We start from the raw sequence: 24,365 nt of genomic DNA on the forward strand, positions 1-24,365 counted from the left end.
ACAATTTAGAACGATGTTAGCGTACAAAGCAAAGTGGTATGGAAAACAGGTAGTCACGGTGTCTAAAACCTTTGCAAGTTCTCAATTATGTTCAATTTGTGGCTACCAAAACAAAGCCGTTAAAAATCTCAACCTTCGTGAATGGGATTGCCCTTCTTGTGGCACACATCACGATCGAGATATTAACGCAGGACAAAATCTTAAAAATGAAGCAATAAGACTTCTAACCGTAGGGACTACGGGGATCGCCTAATCAATAACTAACTGTTAGGTTGGTGTTCTTAGGAATCTCCCACTTCAAACAGCTCGTAAGAGTGTTAAGTGGGAGTAGTTCAAAATCATTTAATGCATCTTGTTGGCTTAAATACATATAAAGAAGCGAAATTACTTTTAGTCGGCTATCGATATTTGGTGGCACAAGAATTAATTGATACAAAAACAGCACAAGAACTTGAAAACCTAATAGAAGAGATGAAACAACGAAAGCTAGATTATTCTGAAGAAATGAGAAAAATGAAATATCAAGAAATGGAAGAGGAAAAGCAGCGAATTAGTGACGAGATTGAGAAGTGGACAGAAGAATGGTCGAAAGAATTGGATAAGAATTAACTTCTAGAAACCATCATATTCACATTAATTATGAAGAGAAGAATTGAAAATGGTAGGAATAAATATAGAAATATGAGGGAATGTAAAAGGCATGGAGGAAACTTCATGCTTTTTTATTATGCTTATCAGTTGCCGTTTTTATTTAGATTTTGTAATATTTAATTGTGCACAATTAAAATGATTGGAAGAGGTGAATATCATGTCAATATTATTTACAGCAAAAGCTACAGCAGTTGGTGGACGTGAAGGTCGAGTAAAGTCAGATGACGGAGTAATTGACGCAAAGCTTGTCATGCCAGGATCAGGTTCTAAGGAACAAGGAACAAATCCTGAACAATTATTTGCCGCTGGATACTCAGCATGCTTCGATGGTGCCCTTAACTTAGTTGCGCGCCAAGCAAGTAAAAAAATTGATTCAACGATTCATGGTGAAGTTAGTCTAATGAAGGATGAAAGCGATAATGGATACAAAATTGGTGTAGTGTTAAATGTAGAAATTAGCGGTGTATCTCAAGAAGAGGCAGAGCAACTTGTTCATAAAGCACACGAAGTTTGTCCTTATTCAAAAGCTACACGTGGAAACATTGATGTTAAATTAAATGTCACTGCAAAATAAAAAAAGCCCTAGGGCTTTTTTTATTTTGCAGTATTGTAGGAATGAAGCGCTTTTAACAACTCGTTCAATGTTTGTTTTAATTGAGAAAGTTGTTCAGGAGATTGATTTGACATACTAAAAACAGCATTTGGGATTTGGCAGGCTTGATCCTTTAATTGCTCTCCATTTTGAGTGAGTCTTACTGTCACTACTCTTTCATCTGCTAGTGAACGTTGGCGAGTGAGTAATCCTTGTTGTTCCATGCGTTTTAGCATCGGAGTTAAGGTTCCTGAGTCTAAATATAATCGCTCTCCTAGTTGTTTCACGCTTACTTCTCTTTCTTCCCATAATACAAGCAGTGCTAAATATTGAGGATATGTAACGTGAAGTTGTTCAAGTAGTGGCTTATATACTTTTGTGATTTCTCGAGACGCTGCATAAATTGTAAAACAGAGTTGATGTTCTAGTTTTAATTGTTCATAGCTATTGCTCAATTAAATTGCCTCCAAGTTATATAATGTCTTTTTATTATACACATGAAATGTACAAAGAAAAACGGAGATGCAAGTGAGATCAATGAAAGATTTAGGAAATTGGACATATACATATAAAGATGGAGGGGGTTTGATGAAAGAAAACAAAAAATTTAGTAATACAGTAAATGTTCATAACCATTTTAACTTTTCGGTTAATTCAATGGGAGGAATTCAATTAGTCATTCTTCTATTAGGTATCTTTTTTATTCAAAAAAAGTGGCTGACAAATGGTGTACATAACATAAAGAAAAGCGAGAAAACATGATGTTCCTCGCTTTTCTTTGTGTTAAAAGTCTGCAACCATGTGATCAATGACATCCTTAGCAGATTTTTGTTTCATTAACAATCGAGTACCTTGCCCCGCCCATAATGACATGTATTCGGAATTATGTTGATGAGCTGCAGCTTTTCGAATATCACTTGTGATGGTGTTTTGAGTAGGGAATGGTAAAGGCTCTCCATTTTGCGATTCAAATTCTTTTATAAATGCATTTTTAATACCTCTTGCAGGACGACCTGAAAAGCTTTTTGTAATCACGGTACTTTCCTCATTACTTTGTAGTAAAGCTTGTTGATAAACAGGATGAGCTCCAGATTCACGAGTCGTTAAAAATTGTGTCCCCATTTGTACGCCTGAGGCCCCTAATGCTAAAGCGGCACGTAATCCTCTACGGTCCATCACACCACCAGCAGCAACAACTGGAGTGTTTACAGCATCTACAACTTGAGGGACCAATGAGAATGTACCAATCATCGCTCCGTAAGGATGGTTTGTTAAATCAAACGTACTACGGTGTCCACCAGCATCACTACCTTGAGCAACAATGACATCAACACCGCTCGATTCGGCTAATTGTGCTTCTGAGACAGTGGTAACCATCGCAGTTATTTTTATTTGATGTTTTTTTATTAATGCTATTTGTTCTTTTGATAACAAGCCAAAAGCAGTACTAATAACAGGGACCTCTTCTTGTATAGCAATCAAAAGTTGTTTAGCAAAGTAATCAGTTGTTTGAATATGAAGAGAACCATCTGGTATGTCAAGTTGACGCCTGATGAAGTTTAGAGTGGACTGTCCACGTTGGATATGAGATACATCATCTTTCATGGACGTAGCAAAAAGGTTGACAGCAAAAGGGTTCGTTGTTTGGGCTTTTATTTGTTGAATTGCTACTTTCATATCTTCTGGAGTCATATAAGCAGCACCTAATGTTCCAAGCCCGCCTGCTTCGCAAACAGCTACAACTAATTCAACTGTAGTGGGTCCACCGGCCATGCCCGCTTGAATAATCGGATATTTAATTTGAAGAGTATCGCATAAGGGAGTGTGTAAGATCATTAGCTTCACCTCTTATAAAATAGTCAGAATTATTGTTTTTATCGTATAATAGGAAATAGATGGAATCAAGATGAAGTTAGTATTTTGTATAATTAAATGTTGTTAGAGGCATGCTTCTCATATCTTATTTTATGTTACTAAGAATGCAAAAAAGAGGAGCGCTTCTTTCAAAATGATACTCATGTATAGTGCGTTTGCACTTTCAGCAATCGCTACCATTTTCATTTCGATTCAATTATCAAAGTATGCAGACGAAATACAAGAACAATCATCTGTTAGTGGTGTGTTAATTGGTTTACTTTTAGGTGGTGCAACATCTTTACCTGAGATTACAACGAGTGTGACATCCGTTATTATTGATAGTCCGAATCTAGCCATTGGAAATGTATTAGGAAGCAACTTATTTAACCTGCTCATTTTAGCCGTATTAGACCTTGTATTTCGAAAGAAAAGAATGCTTCAATTTGCAAGTGATGAAAATAAGCAATACGCTATTTTAGTTGTCATTTTGTCTACATTTGTGTTATTTTCCTTATTTTTTCGAGCTCTGTATTCACTATTCGGAATAGGCTGGGACACCATTCTTTTTGTGGTGACTTATCTAATCGGAATCGTCATTATTTCAAAAAAGAATACATCTCAAGAAACAAAAGAGAAGAAAAACAAAACACAACCATCAATAAAAAAGACAATCGTCAAATTTTCCCTCTTAGCGATTCTTATTATGGTGTTTGGCAGCATTTTAACGATTAGTGGTGATCGGATTGCAGTCATTACAGGTCTTGGCTCTTCATTTGTTGGCTCTTTTCTAATTGCTGGTAGTACCTCACTTCCAGAAGCCGTTAGTGTAATGGTTGCAATTCGCTTAAAAAACTATAACTTAGCGATTGGCTCTATTTTAGGAAGTAACTCATTCAATGTTTTAATTTTATCGTTTACAGACCTTATTTATCGAAAAGGCCCCCTTCTTTACTTAGCAAGTCCATCTCATTTAATCACGAGTGCTGCTGTTTTACTATTAATGTTTGTTGTAAGCTTTGGAATCTTTAGACCACTTAAAAATAAAGGGTATGTGATTCCATCTATCATGATTGTAATAGGTTATTTCATATCTTCTTATTTGTTGTTTATTTACAAATAAATTCCTAAAAAAAAGACATACTAGTAAAAAAAGGAGATGATTCCATGTACTTTGCGAAAAAAGGAATAGAAGAGCCTGTTAATATTATTGAAGATACAACGGTCTATGCTTGTGAATCTGACTCATGTAACGGGTGGATGAGAGAGGATTTTGCAACAGCTGATTATTCATGTCCGATGTGCGGAAATAGCATGAAACAAGAAGTACGTGGATTGCCGAAAATTAAAACAGATTACAACCCATTTTCAAAATAAAGTGGAAAGCAGCTGTTCATACAGCTGTTTTTTTGTTTATATCTCATTAGTGAGGGGTAATCTTTATGTAACATACAAGGCCCTTCATAGAATAGACGAAGCTTTTTTAACAGGGATTGTAAATGAAGCCGGAGACATTTTAGTTGGAGTACCACGTCCCTAACTAAAGCATCCTTCTCTTAGTCTCTCTCTAGTTAAATCAATGATATTTGAGAAGTAAAGATTTTGTTAAGGTTTGGGTTTATAAAAGGGTTCACTCTTTATTCTATAGAATATCATAGAGAATTTATCAAAAGTGGAGGAAGAGTGTATGGCATTAAAAGCGACGCTTCGTAAACCTGTTTTTATGAAATTGTGGGAAAGTCATCCGAAGATATGGAAGGCGATGGTGGATATAGGGGTTTTCTTAAAGTATAAAACATTAAACATCGCAAACCTTCCGCAAGCTATTACATTACCATCTCGTCATTTGCTCTATGTAAATCCAAACGAAAACCGAGGAAGAGTCCTTCTCATTAAAAATGGTATGACACAATCGAGACTAACAAAATTTTGGATTGATACGGTACAGACTATGAAACCAACAATTGTTGTAGATGTAGGTGTAAATTATGGAGAGTGCATTTTCTCAACTGATTATGCCGCTCATACAAAGCTATTTGGTATTGAAGCAAATACGTATCTTATTCCATATATCATGAAATCGAAAGAAGCTCACCCAAATAAAGAGCAAATAACAATTGTTCAAGCGTTTGCTTCTAACAAAGAAAACGAAAATCAACGTTTTTATGTTGATACACATTGGTCAGGAACATCTTCTGCTTCTTACGCACCCTCTCATAACATGATTGAAGAACATGACGTACCGACTGTGACAATTGACTCGTTATTAGAAGGATCACTAACAAAAGAACGATTATTGTTTAAAGTTGATGTAGAAGGGTACGAAGCATTTGTCTTACAAGGGATGAATCACACGATTAAAGAATGTGGTCACGTGATTGGATTTATTGAATTTGATAGTGAATACATGAAAAAAGCTTACGTAAATCTCGATACATTTTTATCGTTTCTAAACGAGCATTTTCATGTTTTTATGTATGATTATAACGACGAATTAGTGGACATTACATCGTTTACATATAAGCAAGTACAAGAGGAGCTCAGATATAGAGAGGTACATACAGACCTTGTGGTTGTAAAAAAATAAATTACATTCATAAAAAGTACCAGGTCTGTTTATCTTTTCATTCAACAGACCTGGTACTTTTAAATAGCAGTCTCTTACTTTAAAATTTTTACTTTGACCGTTTTGACACCCCATTGAATCGCTCGTTGTTTAGATGGGATGAATACGTCTATTTTATTCCCCTTAACAGCACTTCCTGTATCACCAGCAATAGCCTCTCCGTATCCTTCTACATACACTTTTGAGCCTAGCGGAATGACTTTAGGATCAACCGAAATGACTTTCTGGTTTGGATTTGCTTTTAAATTAATTCCAGTTGCAGTAATTCCACTACATCCAGCGCAGCTTGCTGTGTAGGCAGTTGCTTGAACGGTTAGCTCCTTTACGACAGGTGGTGCAGGAGTTGAAGAAACAGCTTTCACTTTTGGCTGTACGACTGGCTTTGTTGTGGTTGATACCGACTTTGAAACGGTTAACGATTGATTTGGAAAAATAACGGTAGAAGATAATCCATTCCATTGCTTTAACTGATCAACAGTAATACTGTGCTTTTTTGAAATGCCCCATAGAGTGTCCCCAGCTTGTACTTTGTATGTATCCGCAAAAGCAGCTCCTGAAAAACCTAACGTCAGTAATGTTGTTGTTCCTAAAGACAAAATAAATTTTTTCATGAAACCGTCCTCTTTTCTTTAATATAAAGTGATTGTACCAGCATAATGTGACAACACTATTACAAAATGTTTCACTTTGTGTTACAAAATGGAAACATTTTATCGATTAAGGAAGAAATGGTGAGAAAATCTAGTCATTATTTACGTAAACAATCTAAATCTCTTTATGATAAGATAAATAAGTTGCTTATTTGAACGGATATAAAAGGAGTTTTAGTGATGGAAAAGCGAACGGTACACATGTTTTTAAAAGAATGGAAACGTGCGTTATCAATTGAGATGAATTATTTGAAAGAACAAGGAGGAGATGCTCATTTATTAGTAGACGGTGAATTCATCACCAGAAATCAAGATGAATTTACTTATCGATTTAGGATGACGGATGACGTATTTCTTCCAGATGGTTCACTTGTTCGTCTTGTGCATCAAAATGAAGAAATAAAAGCGGAAGTTATTACAATCGAAGGAAGAGAATGGATGTTAAAACTTCCCTTGTTTGTTGGACAACAAGTTGAAAGAATAGAGTTATATAGTGAGCCGTGGGAGTTAATTGAAGCACTTATTGATCGATTAGAAGAAGTGAAAGATTACCGAACGAAATTGTCGAGAGTGAAACGGTTGATGAGTGCAGATTCGCCCACTAAGCATAACGAAAAAAACATTAAAAGCCCTTTACATGAACTATTATTTCGCGCTCGTCTTAATGCTACTACGTATATTTGGGGACCCCCCGGAACAGGGAAAACCTATACTCTATCAAGAGTCATTGCGAACCACTGCCGAACAAAAAAGAAAGTACTGGTATTATCTCATAGCAATGCAGCGGTAGATGTATTAATGAACGAAGTTGCTTCTTATATGAAGAAAAAGAGTTTATGGAAGCAAGGGGAGGTCATTCGCTACGGAACAAGCCGACAGAACGAAACTTTATCTCATAAGGACGTACAATCTTCATTTTTACTAGAGAAGGAATATCCAGAGGTTATTCATGAACTTATCGAGCTTGAAGAAGAACGAATCAGACTTAATCGCTATTCAGGATTGTCGAATAAATTAGTTAGCATCGACCGACAGTTAAGTAAACTAAGGGGACAAAAATTAGAGCTCGAACGTGAATTAGTAGATAAAGCTTATATAGTAGGAACAACTCTTTCGAAAGCGACCACTGATCGTACATTGTATGAAAAAGAATACGATTTAATCGTTGTTGATGAGATTAGCATGGCGTATACACCGCAGGTTGCATTTGCAACTACGCTTGGAAAAAGAGCGGTTGTATGCGGAGACTTTAAACAATTACCTCCAATTGCACTGAGTGACCATGCCTATGTTCATCAATGGTTAAGAGAAGATTTGTTTTATCAAACAGGCATCGCTCAATCTGTTCAAAAAGGAGAGGTTCCTGCTAATTTATTCATTCTAACAAAACAAAGACGAATGCATCCTGACATTTCGGCTTTTACAAATCAATACATCTATCAAGGAAAAGTAAGTGATCACTCTAGTGTAAGTGTCCGTCAACAGATAGCAGATCAAAAACCTTTTCAATGTCGTGCTTCTATCCTAGTCGATACGTCTTTGTTACATGCGTATGCTGTAAAAGATGTGACAACAGAATCGAGATATAATCTGATTTCAGCACTTTTATCTATTAGCTATCTACTGCGAGCTTTCAAAAGTGGTATTCGTTCTTTAGGGTATGTAACACCTTATAAATCGCAAGCAAAACTTGTTCATCAATTGGTAGAAGATATTGGAATGAGTGAGTACGTAGCAGTATCAACTGTACATCGTTTTCAAGGCTCGGAACGTGATATGATGATATTTGATGTAGTAGATAGTGCACCTCAATCTCGTCCTGGTATCTTACTAACAGACCGAAACGGTGACCGCTTAGTAAATGTGGCATTAACAAGGTCTAGAGGGAAGTTAATTACGGTGGCGGATGAGACGTATTTGCAAAAGCGTGTATCAAAAGAACGGGCATTGTTTAAGTTGTTGCAATACTTGACGAAACATAATAAGAAACAACAACCTTCAACATTTTTAAAAGAACTGATTCAACATCCAAAGTTAGCTTGGTATAAACCAACTGATATGCGTCAACTATTAAAAGATTTAAATCGAATAAAATCAAACGTCTTATTTTGTATCCCGCATACAAGTAGCGTTCCCGAAAGTGTGTGGCAACTGTTAAACCAGATAAAAGAGGTAACCGTTTTAACAAAAGAGCCCAAAAGTGTGCCATTATCTCATGCAAATGTGATCTATTCGACTTATCCACTCTCTCTTCTACTCATACAGAATGAAGTATTATGGCTAAATATGCCTTATGGTGGTCATGATAACGCGATGCTAAGTGCAAGAGTACAAGCTTCTCAGACAATCGAATTAATTAGAACGTACATTGACCTAACACCTGAAGAATACGAGTATGAAAAGAGGCCTACCATTACTTCTACAAAGCCGGACTATTCTCTTTCTAACTATTTAAATGTATGGGAAAGGTGTCCAGACTGTAACAGTACCCGAGAAGCAGAAGTAACAAAGCGAGGAAAAGTGAGATTACTTTGTCATTATTGTGGTAACGTGGGCGGGGTTCCTTCATTTATTTTTGAAAGATATATTGAATATGTGGACTTAAAATGCGCGAATTGCCAAAAGCCTCTTCATGCTTCGTCATACGAAGGGCGGATTTTGGCTTGTTGTTCAAGGTGCAATGTAGAAATTGAGCCAAAAGATGTTTTATAACGTATGCAAGGGCGAGATAATGAGATCTTGCCCTTTATTCATTGATATGCAACTAATACGTATACCCGAAACCTTGGAAAATAAACTTTTTTTATTAAAAGCCCTTTAAAAATTGCATAAGAAAAAAAGTTTGTATTATTTTTGATACCGCTTACACACGCATAAGGTTGCATAAAAGATGGTAATTCCTTGTATGTTAGTTGCCTTGACATCAAAAACGAGCATGTTACGATTAATACCGTTGTTAAAAAACGCGAACAAAAATGCGAACGAAATTGGGAGAGATTTGATGCTAAAAAACAAAACTGTAGCTTTTTTAGGTGCAGGATCAATGGCAGAAGCGATGATTTCAGGAATGGTTCAAGCTGAAAAGTTGCCTGCTAATCAAATTATCGTAACAAATCGAAGTAACGAAGAAAGACTTCATGAATTACAAGCAAAGTATGGCGTTAAAGGTATGAAACGAGAAGAATTAGTATTTGACGACGTAGATGTATTTATCTTGGCAATGAAGCCAAAAGACATCGACGTAGCACTAGATTCAATTAAAAGCCACTTAAAACCTCATCAACTTCTTTTATCTGTGTTAGCAGGTATTTCAACTTCTTATATGGAAGATCATCTCGCAAATGGTCAGCAAGTTATTCGTGTAATGCCAAACACGTCTAGTATGATGGGAGAATCAGCGACTGCAATGTCTCCAGGTCAGCATACAGCAATGGATAACGTGATGGTTGCAAAAGAATTATTAACTTGCATCGGTGAAGTATACATTATCGATGAAGAGAAAATGGATATTTTCACAGGCATTGCGGGAAGTGGTCCAGCTTACTTTTATTATTTAATGGAGCATATTGAGCGCGCTGGTGCTGAGGAAGGTCTTGATCCAGAGATGGCTCGACAGATTGGTGCTCAAACGATCCTCGGTGCAGCAAAAATGATCATGGAGCAAGAAGAAACACCATCGCAATTGCGAGAAAATGTCACATCACCAAACGGTACAACAGCAGCTGGATTAGATGCGTTAGCTAAATATGGTGGTGGAGAAGCAATTAAACAAGCGGTAAAAGGTGCTTCAAAGCGCTCTAAAGAGATTAGCTCAAAACTTCAAAAAGTAATGAATGCGTAGAATTTCCGTTCTTATTCTTCGTTTAAACCTTCTAAAAAATAAAATCAGCATATCTATTTTTAACACAACAAGAAATTAGGAGTGATTCGATGAACCCCGACAAAAACAAGCGGGTTGTCATTAAAATTGGAAGTAGTTCATTAACAAGTGCGCATGGAGAAATTAGTCGTCGAAAGCTAGAACGACTTGTAGATGAAGTCGTACAACTAAAAGACGAAGGTCATGAAGTGCTACTGGTATCTTCGGGTGCAGTTGCAGCAGGTTATCGTAAGCTTGGTTGTTTAACTCGTCCAAGTTCGTTACCGGAAAAGCAAGCAGCTGCATCCATTGGTCAAGGCTTATTGATGGAAGCTTATTCTGAGTTGTTTTTATCACACGGTTATGTCGCTTCACAAATTTTAATTACACGTGATGACTTCTCAGATCATAGTCGTTATAACAATGCGCGTAATACGATTAATGTGTTACTCGAGCGAGGAATTATTCCAATTGTTAATGAAAACGACACAGTAACGATTAATCGGTTGAAGTTTGGAGATAACGATACACTATCTGCCAAGGTAGCTGGATTAGTGGATGCTGATCAGCTCGTTATCTTATCCGATATCGATGGCTTATACGATGCAGATCCGAGAGAAAATCCAGATGCGAAGCTGTTGAGTCATGTGAACGAAATCACAGAAGAGATCGAAGCAGCAGCAGGTGATTCTGGTAGTTCAGTTGGAACAGGTGGTATGCGTTCGAAAATTGATGCATTTAAAATTTCAATGGCATCCGGCATTCCGTCATTCCTTGGTAAAGCTGGCGTCCCAAATATTATTATTGACGCTGTAAAGCAAACGGCAACTGGTACGTATTTTGAATCAACAGATGAAATGGAGAATCTAGATTCAAGAAAACAATGGATTGCCTTTAATTCTGGACCAAAAGGTGAAGTTGTAGTAGATGAGCAAGGTAAAAAATTAATGATTGAAAAAGAAGGTAGTTTATTACCATTACACGTTCATCAAGTGAATGGTCGCTTTGAAAAAGGAACTGTTGTAAGAATTATGGATTTAGATAACGAGGAGATTGGACTTGGTGTTGTGAACTACGCCTCTGATCAACTCGTACAATTACAAGGTAAGGAAATTTCAGGTGATATTAAACCAGCAGTTGATAGTGATGGCCTCGTATGTCACATTGAAATTCCAATGCCAGTCGGACTTTAAACATAAGAGAAAACAAAATAAATAAAAATAAACAACAGGAGTGATTTGGTGACTGTTGCAGTCAAAAGTCGAGTAGAAGAACAAGCGATTGAAGCAAAGAAAGCAGCGAAAACATTAGCGGTATTATCAACAGAAGAGAAAAATCAAGTGTTACATGTATTAGCGGATACACTAGAAGCGAAGTTTGAAACGATTTTAGCAGCAAACGAAAAAGATTTAGAAAACGGTCGTGAAAAAGGATACGAAGAAGCTTTTATGGATCGTCTTGCATTAACAAAAGAACGTGTATACGATTTTGCAAAAGGTTTACGTGAAGTAGCCGAATTAGAAGATCCAACAGGTGATGTATTATTAAATTGGACATTAGACAACGGATTAGACGTTAAGCAGGTACGTGTTCCATTAGGTGTTATTGGTATGATTTATGAAGCGCGTCCAAATGTAACAGTTGATGCGACAGGTCTTGCTTTAAAATCAGGGAATGCGATTGTACTAAAAGGTGGATCATCAGCAATTAATTCTAATAAAGCCATTGTTGATGTGATGCACGCAGCACTTGAAAACACAAAGATTCCAAAAGAAGCCGTTCAATTTATCGCAAGTACAGATCGTGCTGCCACTCAAGAGCTATTTACAATGAAAGAACACATTGATGTATTAATCCCACGTGGTGGAGGCTCTCTTATTAACGCCGTTGTGAACAATGCGACAGTACCTGTATTAGAAACAGGTGTAGGTAATTGTCATATTTATGTAGATGCTCAGGCAGACGTTGAGAAAGCATTAAACATTTTAGTAAATGCAAAAACAGATCGCCCCGCTGTTTGTAATGCTGCTGAAACGTTAATTGTACACAAAACGTGGTTAGATAAGAACAAAGAAGCCTTAATTGAAACACTTAAAGAAAACAACATTGCTGTTCATGGTGATGAAGAAGCGGTACGGGTCATTCCAGGAGCCGTTTTAGCTGATGAAGATGATTGGGCAAATGAATATTTAAGCCTAGACATTGCTGTAAAAGTGGTAAACTCTGTTGAAGAAGCAATAGCACACATCGACCAATACGGTACAAAGCATTCAGAAGCAATTATAACGGAAGATGCTAAAGCTGTGACAACGTTTATGAACTTAGTTGATGCAGCCGCTCTTTATCACAATGCATCAACACGCTTCACAGATGGTGGTGCATTAGGATTCGGAGCCGAGATTGGTATTTCTACTCAAAAGCTACACGCTCGTGGACCAATGGGCTTACCAGCTCTAACAACAATCAAATATATCATGAGTGGTAACGGTCAAGTACGCTAATCATTCTACCCTTTAGGAAAAAGCACTGGACGTTGTTCTAGTGCTTTTTCTATGTGTAAAAACAGATGAGTGAGCGAAAAAGAGGTAAAATAAAAAAAGAGGAGATGATAATGTGAACCGTTCATTTAAATTAAGCGACCAACAAAAAAATGAAATGATTGCACAAATACAAGGATATTTCATCCGAGAAAGAGGAGAAGAATTAGGAGACTTAGCCGCTTTATTGCTACTAGAATTCTTTATGGAAAAACTCGCGCCACATTTTTATAATGAGGGAATTGCAGATGCTCATCAATATATAAGCGGACAACTAGAGGATTTATTCGCCATTCAAAGACGAGTATGACTAAAAGAATGAAAAGTGGGTACATAAAGAGTATATCAAGTGGATGGAGAGGGATTGAATATGAAAAAAGCGATGATCATTCTGAACCCCTCATCGGGAAAAGAACAAGCTGCAGAACATAAAAAACAAATTACAGAAACACTTGAAGGTGTAGGATATGAAGTTAGCATTCGTGTGACGGAACAAGAAGGAGACGCTAAGCGTTTTGCTCAAGGTTCGTGTGATGAAAAATTTGATGCCGTTATTTCTGTTGGAGGCGATGGTACTCTTAATGAGGTTGTAAATGGTTTAGCAGAAAAGTCACATCGTCCCACATTGGGTATTCTCCCATTAGGAACATTAAATGACTTTGCTAGGGCGTTACAAATTCCGTTAGAAAGTGAACAAGCCATTGCTATGTTAGAAAAACAATACACAAAAGAAGTAGATATTTGTAAAATTGAAAATCAATATTTCACAAATATTATGGCAGTTGGGGCATTACCACAAGCCACTTCAAATGTTTCGGTTGAACAAAAAACCATGTTAGGACCATTAGCTTATGTTGTAGAAGGCTTAAAAACGCTAGTGAATAAAGAAACATTTCATTTACAAATGAAGCACGATAACGGAGAGTGGGAAGGACAAGCCATACTCGTACTCGCAAGCTTAACAAATACGGCTGGAGGTTTTGAGAAATTTGCTCCTGATGCAGAAGTAAACGATGGACTGATGCGTTCGATGATTATTAAAGATGTTCGGCTTACCAAATTGCCTGTGTTAGCTATGTCTTTATTAAAAGGAGAACATATTCATGACCCAGCAGTTGAATACGTACACACTAGAAAGCTATCTTTAGTAGCTGATTACGACCTTACATCGAACATTGATGGAGAAAGAGGGCCTTCATTACCCGTTGAGCTAACAGTATTACCTAAACACCTTAGCGTATTTGTCCCGTGAACTTCCCTGCCCTCACTTCAAGTATTTTGAGACAGCAGAAAAGGATGACAGTATACTGAATGGAAAGTTTGCTACATACATTAGTATGTGGCAAACTTTTTTTAGTAGAAAGAAGGGACGACCATGACTTCTTTTTTTAAGAAAGCGAACGAACAAATCATTAAGTTGTTAAAAAGTCCAGAAGGCTCTCTCCAAAAAGCAAAACAAACATTAAACGATGCAGGAGTTCCAATCCCGATTACAAGTCAGATAATGATAAGGCTGTTAAAAAAACAAATAGGCGACCAAAAACAAATAAAAGAGTTCTCGTTGTCATTTGAAGAAGATGCGATGTACGTAAAAGGCGTTATCAATAAACTATTCATTGACATTCCGTTTGAACTGAAAGTAAGCCCTGTTAAGGCTAATCAACGTATGCTCCACTTTTATATTCACTATTTAAAGCCCACCAATGCAGAATGGATTAAAAAGCGTATCTTTCATAACCCTCCTATTATGTCTTATGAGCAAAACGAGTTTCAGTTGGATTTAAATCAAATAGATAAAATAAAAGTCATCCCGATTGGAAATGTGAAGCACTTTGAAATAAAAGACGAAAAATTATGGGTAACCATGGGTTTATAATCACAAACATTCCAGGATAAGTTTTCACTTATCCTGGAATGTTTGTGATCAGCTTTTTTATTTCAATCCATCCCTCGTTTCTTTCTTCTAAAATGACAACACGGTTTAAGATTTGGTTTCCTTCTTTAAATGTGTGATAAGCATAAGCTTGACGTGATTGTTGAAAATCAGAAGGTAGTGTAAACCCTAGAAAACCACCTTTTTATTTTTGCTTATCTTACCACAACCTTAGTGTAGAAACGAAAAAAGAGGCGTGAACAAGAAGAGCATTCTTTCTGTCCTGCCTCTTTTTACTTTTGTAAGTATTACCTAAAAAGTTTCATATTGGATTACCATTTACAAATCTCATACACTTCTTTTACAAATCTACATACTAGCTTTATATGAACTTTATATAGCTTGTTTATCATAAAACATGTGAGAGATAAGTGAATAAAACAAACGGTTATGAACTTGAGAAACCATGAAAAAATAATAGGCACCTAGAAGCTCCTATCCATTTTTCATGGTTTTTATTATTTTCATCATTAAGATGTATGGAATAAGTGGTGTAAAGGAGTGAACGAATGTGACCTTATCAGAAGAGTTTCTAACAAGGCTGCACCAAGACAGAATGATTGCCTCTATTAAGAGCCCGAAGGACCTAGAATCTTTCTTAGATACAGACATTCAATCGGCTTTTTTACTAACTGGAAACATTAGTGTGATTAAGCGATATGTTGATTTACTAAAACAGCATAATCGATTTGTGTTTTTACATATTGAAAAAATAGCAGGCATTAGTTACGACAAAGAAGGATTAAAGTTCCTCGCTAAATTTGTGAAGCCGACAGGTATCGTAACAACGAAGAGCTCTCTCATTCAACTGGCTAAGCAACAAAATTTAGTAACCATTCAGCGTCTCTTTTTAGTCGATACAGATGCGGTGAAGAACGGCTTAAAAACAATTGAACTTATTCAACCTGATGCACTTGAAGTGATGCCTGCTCTGTTACCTGAAATGATTACAAAAATTACGCGTAAAACAGAGGTGCCTGTTATAACAGGTGGCCTCATTAAAAATGATCGTCACATCGAACTGGCATTAAAAAGTGGTGCTTTAGCTGTATCAACTGGTCGATCCTGGTTGTGGAAGCGAATTGATACAAATAATGACTAGCTTCTTATAAAAGGGAGGATTTTAAAATGAAAAAAGTAGAGCTAATTAATGTTGGAAAATCATATGACCAAAAAGAAAATGTCATCGAACAAATTAATGTATCCATTCAACCTGGAGAATTTTTTGTACTAGTTGGACCATCAGGATGTGGTAAGAGTACGATGCTTCGAATGATAGCAGGTCTTGAAGATGTTACAACAGGGGATTTACTCATTGGGGATCAAAAAGCGAATCATTTGTTACCAAGTCAGCGTCATTTATCCATGGTTTTTCAAAACTATGCATTATATCCTCACCTAACAGTTGAGCAAAACATTTTATTTGGATTACACACCAAAAAGATTAAAAAGCAAGAACAGCAGAAGCGATGCATGGAAGCTGCAGATATGCTAGGGTTAACGCCTTTTTTACAACGAAAGCCTCGCGAGTTATCAGGAGGGCAGAGACAAAGGGTAGCGTTAGCACGTGCGATTGTGACACAAGCTCCTATTTGTTTAATGGATGAGCCGTTATCAAACTTAGATGCGAAGCTTCGAGCAAAGATGCGCTCAGAAATTCGCCAAATTCAACGAAAGTTAGGCATCACGATGATCTACGTCACACATGATCAAACAGAAGCGATGACGATGGCAGACCGTATGATGATTTTAAATGGTGGGCATATCCAACAAATCGGAAAACCACTCGATATTTACAATCACCCTGCTAACACGTTTGTAGCTTCCTTTATCGGTGCACCGCCGATGAATCTTGTGGATGCTCAATTCCAAAACAATACAATTCTTTTTGATCAGCAACGAACACTATCATTTACACATATTGCACCGCGTATCGCGGACCAACAAGTAACGGTTGGTGTTCGACCTGAGCATATTGAATTGGCGAAAGATTCACATAAAAGCTTGATTGTTGAAGTGGAAAATGTAGAAATACTTGGCACAGAAACGCTCCTTACATTTACGATCGGTCAACAGCAACAATGGCTTGCGAAGTGGAACGGACAATGGAATATCGCAGTAGGAGATCGAATTCCTATCCATATTGATGAGCGTCACTTATTTATCTTTGATCAGCAATCAGGAGAATGCATCCATTCTGCCCAGACTATGTCATCTGATCAATTTTCCATCAAAGAGGTGTTTGTATGAGCGAAGTAAGGCAAATTTCTACAACCAAAACGACTGTGTTAACAGATACGGTAATGAAGAAACGTAAAAAATCTGATTTAATGGCAGGCCTTCTTTATCTTTTGCCGTCACTTACGCTATTTGGACTGTTTCTCTTTTATCCGATGCTTCGAACGATGTATTTGAGCTTTTTTAGAACTGATACACAAGGTGTGCCGCTTCAGTTTGTTGGATTGGATAACTTTATGTATTTATTAACGAGTACAGCCTTTTTGCAAAGTTTAAAAGCAACTTTTCTATTCGTTCTTTATACTGTGCCATTAAGTGTTGTCATTGCACTATTTTTAGCTTTAATCGCAAACGAAAAGTTAAAAGGAATTGGTATTTTTCGCACCATGTTCTCATCGACAATGGGAATGAGTGTAGCAGCCTCCTCTGTTATTTGGATGTTTATGTACAACCCAGCAATTGGTGTTATGAATAAAGTGTTAAACGGGCTAGGATTATCTAGTGTTCAATGGTTACTTGATCCGAAATTTGCGTTAATTTCAGTTGCAGTATCCACCATTTGGATGAACATAGGCTTTACTTTCTTAATTCTGTTAGGTGGTTTACAGAACATTGACGATCATTTATATGAGAACGCACAAATTGCAGGTGTGAGTTACTGGTATCAATTGCGAAAAATTACGATTCCAATGGTTTCTCCTACGCTGTTTTTCATTATTACCGTTTCATTTATTAATGCATTCCAAACCTTTGGTCAAATTGACATTTTGACAAAGGGAGGACCGATTGATTCTACAAATGTCATTGTGTATTCGATCTATAAAGATGCGTTTATTAACTATAATGTGGGCTCAGCAAGTGCACAAGCTGTTCTATTGTTTTTCTGTATCTTAATTGTTACCGTTCTTCAGTTCAAGCTTGGAGAAAGGAAGGTACATTATCAATGAGCACGATTCGCAAAACCATTCTGTATATATTGCTGATGTTATCAGCTGTTGTATTGATGTTTCCGATTGTTTATGCCTTTTTAATTAGCTTTATGTCAGGCGGTGAAGTGCTTCAAGGTAAATTATGGCCAGCGTCGTTTACTTTTGATAATTACAAAGCTGCATTTGAAAAAGTTCCGCTTTTTCACTATTTACTGAACAGCTTCATCGTTTCGATTACTGTTATGGTTGGTCAATTAATTGTGTCAAGTTTAGCTGCTTTTGCTTTTGTTTTCATTACCTTTAAAGGAAGAGATGCGCTATTCTTTTTGTTCATCTCTACAATGATGATTCCATGGGAAGCAACAATGGTACCTAACTTTTTAACTGTGCAAAAATTAGGGTGGTTAAATACTCATTTAGGATTAACGATACCATTTTTCGCACTAGCGTTTGGTACCTTCTTATTGCGTCAGCAGTTTAAGACCATTCCTAAAGAGTTGTATGAAGCATCACAGGTCGCTGGAGTGAGTCGTTTCCGTTTCTTTTGGAATGTCGTACTCCCTGTATCTAAAACAAGTTTAGTGACTCTAGGGGTTTACAGCTTTTTAACCACTTGGAACATGTATTTATGGCCACTACTTGTTACGAACACAGAGAACGTTCGTACTGTTCAAATTGGATTAAAGCAAATGCAAACGCAAGAAATTTCAACTGAATGGGGGGTGGTGATGGCTGCGGTTGTTGTTGTGATTTTACCAACACTATTGTTACTATTCTTAGGTCAAAAGCGTCTTCAAAAAGGATTAACACAAGGTGCAATTAAATAAAGGGAGAGAGAATCGAATGAAAAAGATATTAGCGATCTTATCAGCTTGTTTACTTGTATTTCTAGGAGCATGTTCAGGGTCTGATAGCACAAGCTCAAATGGACAAAGTGCTTCAGGTAAAACAGAAGTAGTCTTTTGGCACGCGATGAGTGGCGATTTGGAGAAAGTGTTAAATGAGATGGTGAGAGATTATAACGAATCTCAAGATGAAGTCGAAGTAAAACCAGTCTTCCAAGGTACATATGAGGAAGCATTAACAAAGTTTAATACGGTTGCTGGGACAAAAGATGCTCCTACTATCATGCAAACATTTGAAGTTGGAACAAAATATATGATCAATAGTGGAAAAGTACAACCGGTTCAAAAGTTTATCGATGAAGAAAATTATGATACATCTCAATGGGAAGAGAACATTTCAAATTATTACACAGTTGATGGTGAACAATATTCAATGCCATTTAACTCTTCTACACCCGTTTTAATTTATAACAAAGATGCATTTAAAGAAGCTGGATTGGATCCAGAAAAAGCGCCAAGAACGTACGATGAGTTACAAGCTGCAGCGAAAAAGTTAACGAAAAAAGAAGGAAAACAAACTTCTCAATACGGATTTTCTGTTTTAAACTACGGTTGGTTCTTTGAAGAACTAGTTGCTGCACAAGGTGGATTGTTTGTTGATAATGAAAATGGTCGTAAAGGAAATGCTGAGAAAGCAGCTTTTAACAGTAAAGAAGGCTTAAATGTTTTTAACTTAATTAACGACATGTACAAAGAAGGTACGTTTTATAACTCAGGTCAAAACTGGGATGACATGAGAGCAGCATTTCAATCAGGAAAAATGGCCATGTTCCTTGACTCGTCAGCAGGTGTGAAATCTGTCATTGATAATGCACCATTCGAAGTAGGCGTTTCTTACTTACCAGTTCCGAAAGAAGAAGACCGTGAAGGTGTTGTAATCGGTGGAGCATCATTATGGATGGCGAGTGATATAGAAGAAGAAAAGCAACAAGCTGCTTGGGAATTCATGAAATATTTAGCAACACCAGAAGTACAAGCAGAATGGCACGTGAAAACTGGATACTTCGCCATTAATCCAGCAGCTTACGAAGAAGAGATTGTAAAGCAAGAATGGGAAAAGTACCCTCAATTAAAAGTAACAGTTGACCAATTAAGTGAAACAAAATCAACACCAGCAACACAAGGAGCGTTAATTTCTGTATTTCCAGAAGCACGTCAAAAAATTGTAACAGGTATGGAAAGTCTATACCAAGGTGTGGAACCGAAAGAAGCATTGAAACGTGCAGAAGAAGAAATTAACCGCGCGTTAGAATCAGCAAATCAATAAATGTAATTAGTTGAGGAGAGCATACAAATAGGAGGTCTCATCATTTTACTTCTAGGGAATGGAGTATAAATGGTGGGATTTTCTTTTATTCCGCTATCTTTCATTTTTAGAAGAAGGCGTCCTCGTTGTTTTTCGTTTATGAATATAATTTGAGGGAATACTCCTAAAAAAGGGTACATAGGAGGCCATTACAATCATGACAATGAGTATCGAAAAACAGCAGTTTTGTGGCAGTGAATATGCAACTTTAAAAACGGTCATTGTGTGTGAACCTACATACATGGAAATTAGTGAAGTGATTAATGAAACACAAAGACATTATGTAGATACAAATATTGACATCGAGCTGGCGTTGAAGCAACATCGCCACTTTGTAAAGGTTCTTGAAGATGAGGGAATAGATGTTATTAAACTTCCTCCACAAAAGCGGTATCCAGAACAAGTTTTCACACGTGATATCGGATTTACATTAGGCAACCAATTGTTTGTATCTCAAATGGGACATGGTCTTAGACAAGGTGAGGAAAACATCTTAATTGAATGGCTTGAGAAAGAAAACCGTCCGTATCATAATTTGAAAGAGCATAGTATTGAAGGTGGAGACGTATTAATTGATGGCGATAAAGTGCTTGTAGGAGTAAGCGGACGTACGTGTGAAGGAGCGACTACACACTTACAACAATTATTACCAACACATAAAGTTATTTCAGTACCGATTGAAGAGTCCTATTTGCACTTAGATTGTGTGTTTAACATCTTATCACCTAATGAAGCACTTGTGTTCTCAGAGGCTATTTCAAAAGAAGAACACGCAATTTTAGCTTCGCATTATGATTTGATTGAAGTTGAAGGAAATGAACAATTCACGCTCGGGACGAATGTATTATCAATCGGGCAGAAAAAGGTCATTAGCTTACCTGTAAATAAAAAGGTCAATGAAACTCTTCGCAATCGTGGCTATACCGTTATTGAAGTGGATCTATCGGAAATTATTAAATCGGGTGGTTCGTTTCGTTGCTGCACGATGCCTGTTTATAGAGAAGATAGATAAAATTAATAACCTACTACTTGGATTGATACGCATAAGGTAACTATGTGATTGTCAAATTTAAATGAACGAAACCAATCTGTCCATTATTGTCAGGTTGGTTTTTTGTTGGTTTTGTGTAGAGAGGTATTTGGCCAATGGCCTTTTTGAAAAGTAAAGGAGAAGAATGATTGAACTAGAAGGAGAAGACTTCTTGAAAATGGAGATATTCTAGAGATGAATAAATGTTGTACCTTCCTCTTATCACCGTTATTATTATAAACAGAAAGAAATAGTAGAAGAAGGACTGAAGCGTATGATTATTGAAAAGCATTCACCAATTCCTGTTTATTTTCAGATTCAAACTTATATGAAAGAGTTGATGAAATCTGACGTATGGAAAGCGGGAGATAAAATCCCATCCGAGCGTGAACTTTCTGAGCAGTTCGATGTAAGCAGAGGGACAGTGAGACAAGCTGTTCAAGGGCTAGTAGATGAAGGATATTTAGTTCGAAAAAAAGGAAACGGAACTTTCATACAGCAAACACGTGTGGACCAACCATTAATTACAATTACAAGCTTTACGGAATTAATGAAATCAAAAGGTTTAAAAGCATCGAATGAGCTGTTACATTTCAAGAAGAGAAAAGCAACAAAAACAGAAGTGAAAAAGTTACAGCTTGTTAAAAACGAAGATGTTCTATGGATTTCAAGGTTGCGAAAAGGAGATGACACTCCTGTTGTCTTAGAGGAAACGGTTTTACCATGGGACATTGCTAAAGACATGACTAGTGAAGATGCTTGTACTTCCATTTATCACTTCATTGAACAAAAAGTCAACCAGCAAATTGGTAATGCTGATCAAACGGTTACAGCTGTGATATTAAATGAACAAACAGCAAAGCAATTACAACTCCCACATCCAGCCGCTGGTTTGTTAAGTGAACGAGTAACGTATTTTAAAAATAAAAAACCTTTTGAATATGTAAAGGCTTATTATGCAGGAGAACGATTTTCATTTTCTCTTCACCTAGAAAGATAGAGACCAGCAGTCATTTTTACTACTGCTGGTCTTTATGTTGATCGTGGTTGAAAATTGGTATAGACATCTAAACATATAGATGATATTCTTTCATTAGATACACTAAAAGGAGAAGGTAACATGACTCAAGAACATACAATTTTACTAAAAAATGTAAAGGTTTACACTGGGGAGGAAGTTATTGAAGATGGCTTTTTACTCGTAAAAGGGCATCAAATATATGGAGTCGGATTGATGAAAGATTGTCCTCCTGTTGAAAGTACAACCAACACTCTTATTCTCGATAAAAATTCAACTGTATTACCAGGATTTATTGATTTACACATTCACGGTGCTGCAGGAGCGGATACGATGGATGCGACACATGATGCACTTCAAACGATATCAAGTTCGTTACCTAAAGAAGGAACAACAAGTTATTTACCAACTACGATGACAACAAGTAAACATGCGATTGAAAATGCATTACAATCGATTGCTTCTTATATGACAGATGAAAATGAACCTGGAAAAGCAGAAGTGTTAGGTGCTCATTTGGAAGGTCCTTTCTTATCGCCAAATCGAGCTGGAGCACAACACCCAGATCACATTATGATTCCACAAGTTGAGTTGTTTAAACGATGGAATGAATTAGCGAACGGACATATTAAGGTAGTGACGTTGGCACCTGAGCAAGAAGGCGGATTAGAACTTGTTTCTTATCTTTTTGACATCGGGATTGTTCCATCAATTGGCCATAGTGATGCAACGTATGAACAGACTGTACAAAGTATCAAAGCCGGAGTCAAGCAGGCTACACATTTATATAATCAAATGAGACCGATGCATCACCGAGAACCAGGTGTTGTAGGAGCTGTTCTTTTACACGATGAGGTAAAATGTGAAGTGATTGCAGATGGTATCCACAGTCATCCGGATATGGTGAAATTTGCGTACCGTAATAAAGGAGCAGAAGGGCTTTTACTTATTACCGATGCGATGAGAGCAAAATGTTTAGGCAAAGGCACCTATGATTTAGGTGGACAAGAAGTAATTGTTGATGATCATCAAGCAGTGTTAGCCGATGGAACATTAGCTGGGAGCATTTTAAAGTTGAAAGATGCAGCTTCTAATATGATGGCATTTACAGACTGCTCATTGCATGACATTGTTCAAATGGCATCTGTTAACCCAGCCAAACAATTGAATATGTACCAGAGAAAAGGCAGCCTTCATCTCGGGAAAGATGCAGATTTTATTGTATTAAACGATAAAGGTGATATCGAACTAACATTTTGTCGCGGAAAAGTAGCATACAAAAAGGGGGAGTAACAGTGAAACTTATCGAAGTGGAAAATTACGAACAACTTAGTAAAAAAGTTGCTCAAATGATGAGTCAAACGGTGAAAGAAAAACATAATGCTGTGTTAGGATTAGCAACCGGTGGAACCGTTGTAGGCATATACGAAGAATTAATTCGCGATCATAAACAACATAAAACCTCCTATAAACAAGTTCGTTCTGTTAACTTAGATGAGTATATTGGGTTAAAAAAACAACATGAACAAAGTTATTTTTCTTACATGAATGATGCTTTCTTTAAGCACGTGGATATTCAAAGTGAACATACGCATCTACCAAATGGGCAAGCAGCAAATATCGAAGAGGAATGTGAAAGATATGAAGCGCTGATCAAAAACCTTGGGGGTATTGATCTTCAATTACTAGGAATCGGGGAAAATGGACACATAGGCTTTAATGAGCCAGGTACGGCGTTTGATTCACGAACACATGTTATTAAACTTGCTGAGTCAACGAGAAAAGCGAATGCTAGGTTCTTTGAATCCTTCGAAGAAGTACCTACTCATGCGATTACAATGGGCATTGCTTCAATCATGAGTAGCAAAAAAATTATCCTAGCTGTTTCTGGAGAAAAAAAAGCGGAGATTTTATATCAATTATTTCATACGGATACAACCGAAGACATTCCCGCTACCATATTAAAGCGTCATCCTGATGTGACAGTCATTGCAGATAAAGAAGCTCTCCGCATTTTAATGACGAAGAACGAACGGGCTGAACTCTTCACGTCGTAAAGGACTTACAAATGCACGTATGTTAAATAATAGCAGGACATCCGTCCTTCATGCATTTAAAAAGTAGCTTAACATGTAACATGCCCTTTATTTATAAATATAAAAGAACCCCAAAAATGTTAGAGGGACTGACCCCTGTTTTTGAGACAGGGATCAAAACACCTTTTAAACAACCAGTTT

Annotated in this window: 25 protein-coding genes and 1 pseudogene; 23 read left to right on the top strand and 3 right to left on the bottom strand. The window is 37.0% G+C overall.

The features are described from left to right. The 3 genes from DIS06_RS19015 to DIS06_RS19025 form a co-directional block, all read left to right on the top strand. The coding region (locus DIS06_RS19015) for a zinc ribbon domain-containing protein (RefSeq protein WP_162596036.1) at positions 1 to 253 on the top strand (253 nt) is incomplete at its 5' end. 68 nt (positions 254 to 321) lie between these two features. Further along, the gene (locus DIS06_RS19020; RefSeq protein WP_110114817.1) at positions 322 to 609 is read left to right on the top strand and encodes a hypothetical protein; all 288 of its coding nucleotides are present in this window, start codon (positions 322 to 324) and stop codon (positions 607 to 609) included. Between the two features lie 199 nt (positions 610 to 808). Beyond that, on the top strand, positions 809 to 1,225 hold the full coding sequence (locus DIS06_RS19025; RefSeq protein WP_204166832.1) for an organic hydroperoxide resistance protein: 417 nt from the start codon (positions 809 to 811) through the stop codon (positions 1,223 to 1,225). 20 nt (positions 1,226 to 1,245) lie between these two features. Here the strand turns inward: DIS06_RS19025 and DIS06_RS19030 are convergent, their stop codons facing one another. Further along, positions 1,246 to 1,698, bottom strand: coding sequence for a MarR family winged helix-turn-helix transcriptional regulator (locus DIS06_RS19030; protein WP_110114818.1), 453 nt, complete (start codon positions 1,696 to 1,698; stop codon positions 1,246 to 1,248). A gap of 133 nt (positions 1,699 to 1,831) precedes the next feature. On the opposite strand from DIS06_RS19030, the gene DIS06_RS19035 reads away from it, so the two are divergent. After that, a complete protein-coding gene (locus DIS06_RS19035; RefSeq protein ID WP_162596037.1) occupies positions 1,832 to 2,005 on the top strand; it encodes a hypothetical protein in 174 nt (57 codons plus the stop codon). A 21-nt stretch (positions 2,006 to 2,026) separates the two neighbouring features. Here the strand turns inward: DIS06_RS19035 and DIS06_RS19040 are convergent, their stop codons facing one another. Beyond that, complete coding sequence (locus DIS06_RS19040) at positions 2,027 to 3,079, bottom strand: NAD(P)H-dependent flavin oxidoreductase (RefSeq protein ID WP_110114820.1); 1,053 nt, start codon at positions 3,077 to 3,079, stop codon at positions 2,027 to 2,029. Between the two features lie 172 nt (positions 3,080 to 3,251). Between DIS06_RS19040 and DIS06_RS19045 the strand changes: the two genes are divergently transcribed. The 3 genes from DIS06_RS19045 (at position 3,252) to DIS06_RS19055 (ending at position 5,684) form a co-directional block, all read left to right on the top strand. Continuing rightward, positions 3,252 to 4,220: a sodium:calcium antiporter gene (locus DIS06_RS19045; protein ID WP_110114821.1), complete on the top strand. Its 969-nt coding sequence runs from the start codon at positions 3,252 to 3,254 to the stop codon at positions 4,218 to 4,220. 44 nt (positions 4,221 to 4,264) lie between these two features. Continuing rightward, positions 4,265 to 4,474 (top strand): cold-inducible protein YdjO-related protein, encoded by a 210-nt coding sequence (locus tag DIS06_RS19050; RefSeq protein ID WP_110114822.1) that lies wholly within the window; start codon positions 4,265 to 4,267, stop codon positions 4,472 to 4,474. Positions 4,475 to 4,784: 310 nt separating this feature from the next. Then, positions 4,785 to 5,684, top strand: coding sequence for an FkbM family methyltransferase (locus DIS06_RS19055; protein WP_110114823.1), 900 nt, complete (start codon positions 4,785 to 4,787; stop codon positions 5,682 to 5,684). Positions 5,685 to 5,758: 74 nt separating this feature from the next. Here the strand turns inward: DIS06_RS19055 and DIS06_RS21025 are convergent. Next, positions 5,759 to 6,046: pseudogene (locus DIS06_RS21025) on the bottom strand (3D domain-containing protein); the annotation flags it as partial. A gap of 507 nt (positions 6,047 to 6,553) precedes the next feature. Here DIS06_RS21025 and DIS06_RS19065 point away from each other — a divergent pair. From DIS06_RS19065 to nagB, 16 genes are all read left to right on the top strand, one after another. Next, positions 6,554 to 9,085 carry an AAA domain-containing protein gene (locus DIS06_RS19065; protein WP_110114825.1) on the top strand — a complete coding sequence of 844 codons (2,532 nt, stop codon included), beginning with the start codon at positions 6,554 to 6,556 and terminating at the stop codon, positions 9,083 to 9,085. Between the two features lie 289 nt (positions 9,086 to 9,374). After that, positions 9,375 to 10,214, top strand: a complete 840-nt coding sequence (gene proC, locus DIS06_RS19070) for a pyrroline-5-carboxylate reductase (protein WP_110114839.1) — start codon at positions 9,375 to 9,377, stop codon at positions 10,212 to 10,214. 89 nt (positions 10,215 to 10,303) lie between these two features. Beyond that, a complete protein-coding gene (proB, locus tag DIS06_RS19075; RefSeq protein ID WP_110114826.1) occupies positions 10,304 to 11,425 on the top strand; it encodes a glutamate 5-kinase in 1,122 nt (373 codons plus the stop codon). A 48-nt stretch (positions 11,426 to 11,473) separates the two neighbouring features. Further along, positions 11,474 to 12,733: a glutamate-5-semialdehyde dehydrogenase gene (locus tag DIS06_RS19080; RefSeq protein ID WP_110114827.1), complete on the top strand. Its 1,260-nt coding sequence runs from the start codon at positions 11,474 to 11,476 to the stop codon at positions 12,731 to 12,733. A 112-nt stretch (positions 12,734 to 12,845) separates the two neighbouring features. After that, positions 12,846 to 13,079, top strand: coding sequence for a DUF2164 domain-containing protein (locus DIS06_RS19085; RefSeq protein ID WP_110114828.1), 234 nt, complete (start codon positions 12,846 to 12,848; stop codon positions 13,077 to 13,079). A 60-nt stretch (positions 13,080 to 13,139) separates the two neighbouring features. Further along, positions 13,140 to 14,021 carry a diacylglycerol/lipid kinase family protein gene (locus tag DIS06_RS19090; RefSeq protein ID WP_110114829.1) on the top strand — a complete coding sequence of 294 codons (882 nt, stop codon included), beginning with the start codon at positions 13,140 to 13,142 and terminating at the stop codon, positions 14,019 to 14,021. Positions 14,022 to 14,144: 123 nt separating this feature from the next. Next, positions 14,145 to 14,645, top strand: a complete 501-nt coding sequence (locus tag DIS06_RS19095; RefSeq protein ID WP_110114830.1) for a hypothetical protein — start codon at positions 14,145 to 14,147, stop codon at positions 14,643 to 14,645. A gap of 613 nt (positions 14,646 to 15,258) precedes the next feature. Further along, the gene (locus tag DIS06_RS19100; RefSeq protein WP_110114840.1) at positions 15,259 to 15,804 is read left to right on the top strand and encodes a glycerol-3-phosphate responsive antiterminator; all 546 of its coding nucleotides are present in this window, start codon (positions 15,259 to 15,261) and stop codon (positions 15,802 to 15,804) included. Between the two features lie 26 nt (positions 15,805 to 15,830). Further along, positions 15,831 to 16,952 carry an ABC transporter ATP-binding protein gene (locus DIS06_RS19105; protein ID WP_110114831.1) on the top strand — a complete coding sequence of 374 codons (1,122 nt, stop codon included), beginning with the start codon at positions 15,831 to 15,833 and terminating at the stop codon, positions 16,950 to 16,952. A gap of 53 nt (positions 16,953 to 17,005) precedes the next feature. Next, positions 17,006 to 17,887 (top strand): carbohydrate ABC transporter permease, encoded by an 882-nt coding sequence (locus DIS06_RS19110; protein ID WP_481746894.1) that lies wholly within the window; start codon positions 17,006 to 17,008, stop codon positions 17,885 to 17,887. Beyond that, the gene (locus tag DIS06_RS19115; protein ID WP_110114833.1) at positions 17,884 to 18,696 is read left to right on the top strand and encodes a carbohydrate ABC transporter permease; all 813 of its coding nucleotides are present in this window, start codon (positions 17,884 to 17,886) and stop codon (positions 18,694 to 18,696) included. Before DIS06_RS19110 ends, DIS06_RS19115 begins: the two co-directional genes overlap by 4 nt. Positions 18,697 to 18,712: 16 nt before the next feature. Continuing rightward, positions 18,713 to 20,041 (top strand): ABC transporter substrate-binding protein, encoded by a 1,329-nt coding sequence (locus tag DIS06_RS19120; RefSeq protein ID WP_110114834.1) that lies wholly within the window; start codon positions 18,713 to 18,715, stop codon positions 20,039 to 20,041. 202 nt (positions 20,042 to 20,243) lie between these two features. Continuing rightward, the gene (locus DIS06_RS19125) at positions 20,244 to 21,092 is read left to right on the top strand and encodes a dimethylarginine dimethylaminohydrolase family protein (protein WP_110114841.1); all 849 of its coding nucleotides are present in this window, start codon (positions 20,244 to 20,246) and stop codon (positions 21,090 to 21,092) included. 292 nt (positions 21,093 to 21,384) lie between these two features. Next, positions 21,385 to 22,110 (top strand): GntR family transcriptional regulator, encoded by a 726-nt coding sequence (locus DIS06_RS19130; protein ID WP_110114835.1) that lies wholly within the window; start codon positions 21,385 to 21,387, stop codon positions 22,108 to 22,110. Positions 22,111 to 22,230: 120 nt separating this feature from the next. Continuing rightward, on the top strand, positions 22,231 to 23,421 hold the full coding sequence (gene nagA, locus DIS06_RS19135; RefSeq protein WP_110114836.1) for an N-acetylglucosamine-6-phosphate deacetylase: 1,191 nt from the start codon (positions 22,231 to 22,233) through the stop codon (positions 23,419 to 23,421). A gap of 2 nt (positions 23,422 to 23,423) precedes the next feature. Then, the gene (gene nagB / locus DIS06_RS19140; RefSeq protein ID WP_110114837.1) at positions 23,424 to 24,185 is read left to right on the top strand and encodes a glucosamine-6-phosphate deaminase; all 762 of its coding nucleotides are present in this window, start codon (positions 23,424 to 23,426) and stop codon (positions 24,183 to 24,185) included. Positions 24,186 to 24,365 lie beyond the last annotated feature (180 nt).

Origin of the sequence: Bacillus sp. CGMCC 1.16541, from assembly GCF_003184905.1 — a bacterium.
In the GTDB taxonomy this organism is placed as follows: Bacteria; Bacillota; Bacilli; order Bacillales; family Bacillaceae_H; genus Priestia.

Excerpts from the sequence above, each read along its gene's own strand:
- DIS06_RS19055 (WP_110114823.1), top strand. The coding sequence starts at position 4,785 with ATGGCATTAAAAGCGACGCTTCGTAAACCTGTTTTTATGAAATTGTGG.
- DIS06_RS19125 (WP_110114841.1), top strand. The coding sequence starts at position 20,244 with ATGAGTATCGAAAAACAGCAGTTTTGTGGCAGTGAATATGCAACTTTA.
- proC (WP_110114839.1), top strand. The coding sequence starts at position 9,375 with ATGCTAAAAAACAAAACTGTAGCTTTTTTAGGTGCAGGATCAATGGCA.
- DIS06_RS19040 (WP_110114820.1), bottom strand. The coding sequence starts at position 3,079 with ATGATCTTACACACTCCCTTATGCGATACTCTTCAAATTAAATATCCG.
- DIS06_RS19100 (WP_110114840.1), top strand. The coding sequence starts at position 15,259 with ATGATTGCCTCTATTAAGAGCCCGAAGGACCTAGAATCTTTCTTAGAT.
- DIS06_RS19090 (WP_110114829.1), top strand. The coding sequence starts at position 13,140 with ATGAAAAAAGCGATGATCATTCTGAACCCCTCATCGGGAAAAGAACAA.
- DIS06_RS19035 (WP_162596037.1), top strand. The coding sequence starts at position 1,832 with ATGAAAGAAAACAAAAAATTTAGTAATACAGTAAATGTTCATAACCAT.
- DIS06_RS19110 (WP_481746894.1), top strand. The coding sequence starts at position 17,006 with ATGAAGAAACGTAAAAAATCTGATTTAATGGCAGGCCTTCTTTATCTT.
- DIS06_RS19065 (WP_110114825.1), top strand. The coding sequence starts at position 6,554 with ATGGAAAAGCGAACGGTACACATGTTTTTAAAAGAATGGAAACGTGCG.
- DIS06_RS19105 (WP_110114831.1), top strand. The coding sequence starts at position 15,831 with ATGAAAAAAGTAGAGCTAATTAATGTTGGAAAATCATATGACCAAAAA.
- DIS06_RS19130 (WP_110114835.1), top strand. The coding sequence starts at position 21,385 with ATGATTATTGAAAAGCATTCACCAATTCCTGTTTATTTTCAGATTCAA.
- DIS06_RS19115 (WP_110114833.1), top strand. The coding sequence starts at position 17,884 with ATGAGCACGATTCGCAAAACCATTCTGTATATATTGCTGATGTTATCA.
- nagA (WP_110114836.1), top strand. The coding sequence starts at position 22,231 with ATGACTCAAGAACATACAATTTTACTAAAAAATGTAAAGGTTTACACT.
- DIS06_RS19025 (WP_204166832.1), top strand. The coding sequence starts at position 809 with ATGTCAATATTATTTACAGCAAAAGCTACAGCAGTTGGTGGACGTGAA.
- DIS06_RS19045 (WP_110114821.1), top strand. The coding sequence starts at position 3,252 with ATGATACTCATGTATAGTGCGTTTGCACTTTCAGCAATCGCTACCATT.
- DIS06_RS19050 (WP_110114822.1), top strand. The coding sequence starts at position 4,265 with ATGTACTTTGCGAAAAAAGGAATAGAAGAGCCTGTTAATATTATTGAA.
- DIS06_RS19095 (WP_110114830.1), top strand. The coding sequence starts at position 14,145 with ATGACTTCTTTTTTTAAGAAAGCGAACGAACAAATCATTAAGTTGTTA.
- DIS06_RS19120 (WP_110114834.1), top strand. The coding sequence starts at position 18,713 with ATGAAAAAGATATTAGCGATCTTATCAGCTTGTTTACTTGTATTTCTA.
- proB (WP_110114826.1), top strand. The coding sequence starts at position 10,304 with ATGAACCCCGACAAAAACAAGCGGGTTGTCATTAAAATTGGAAGTAGT.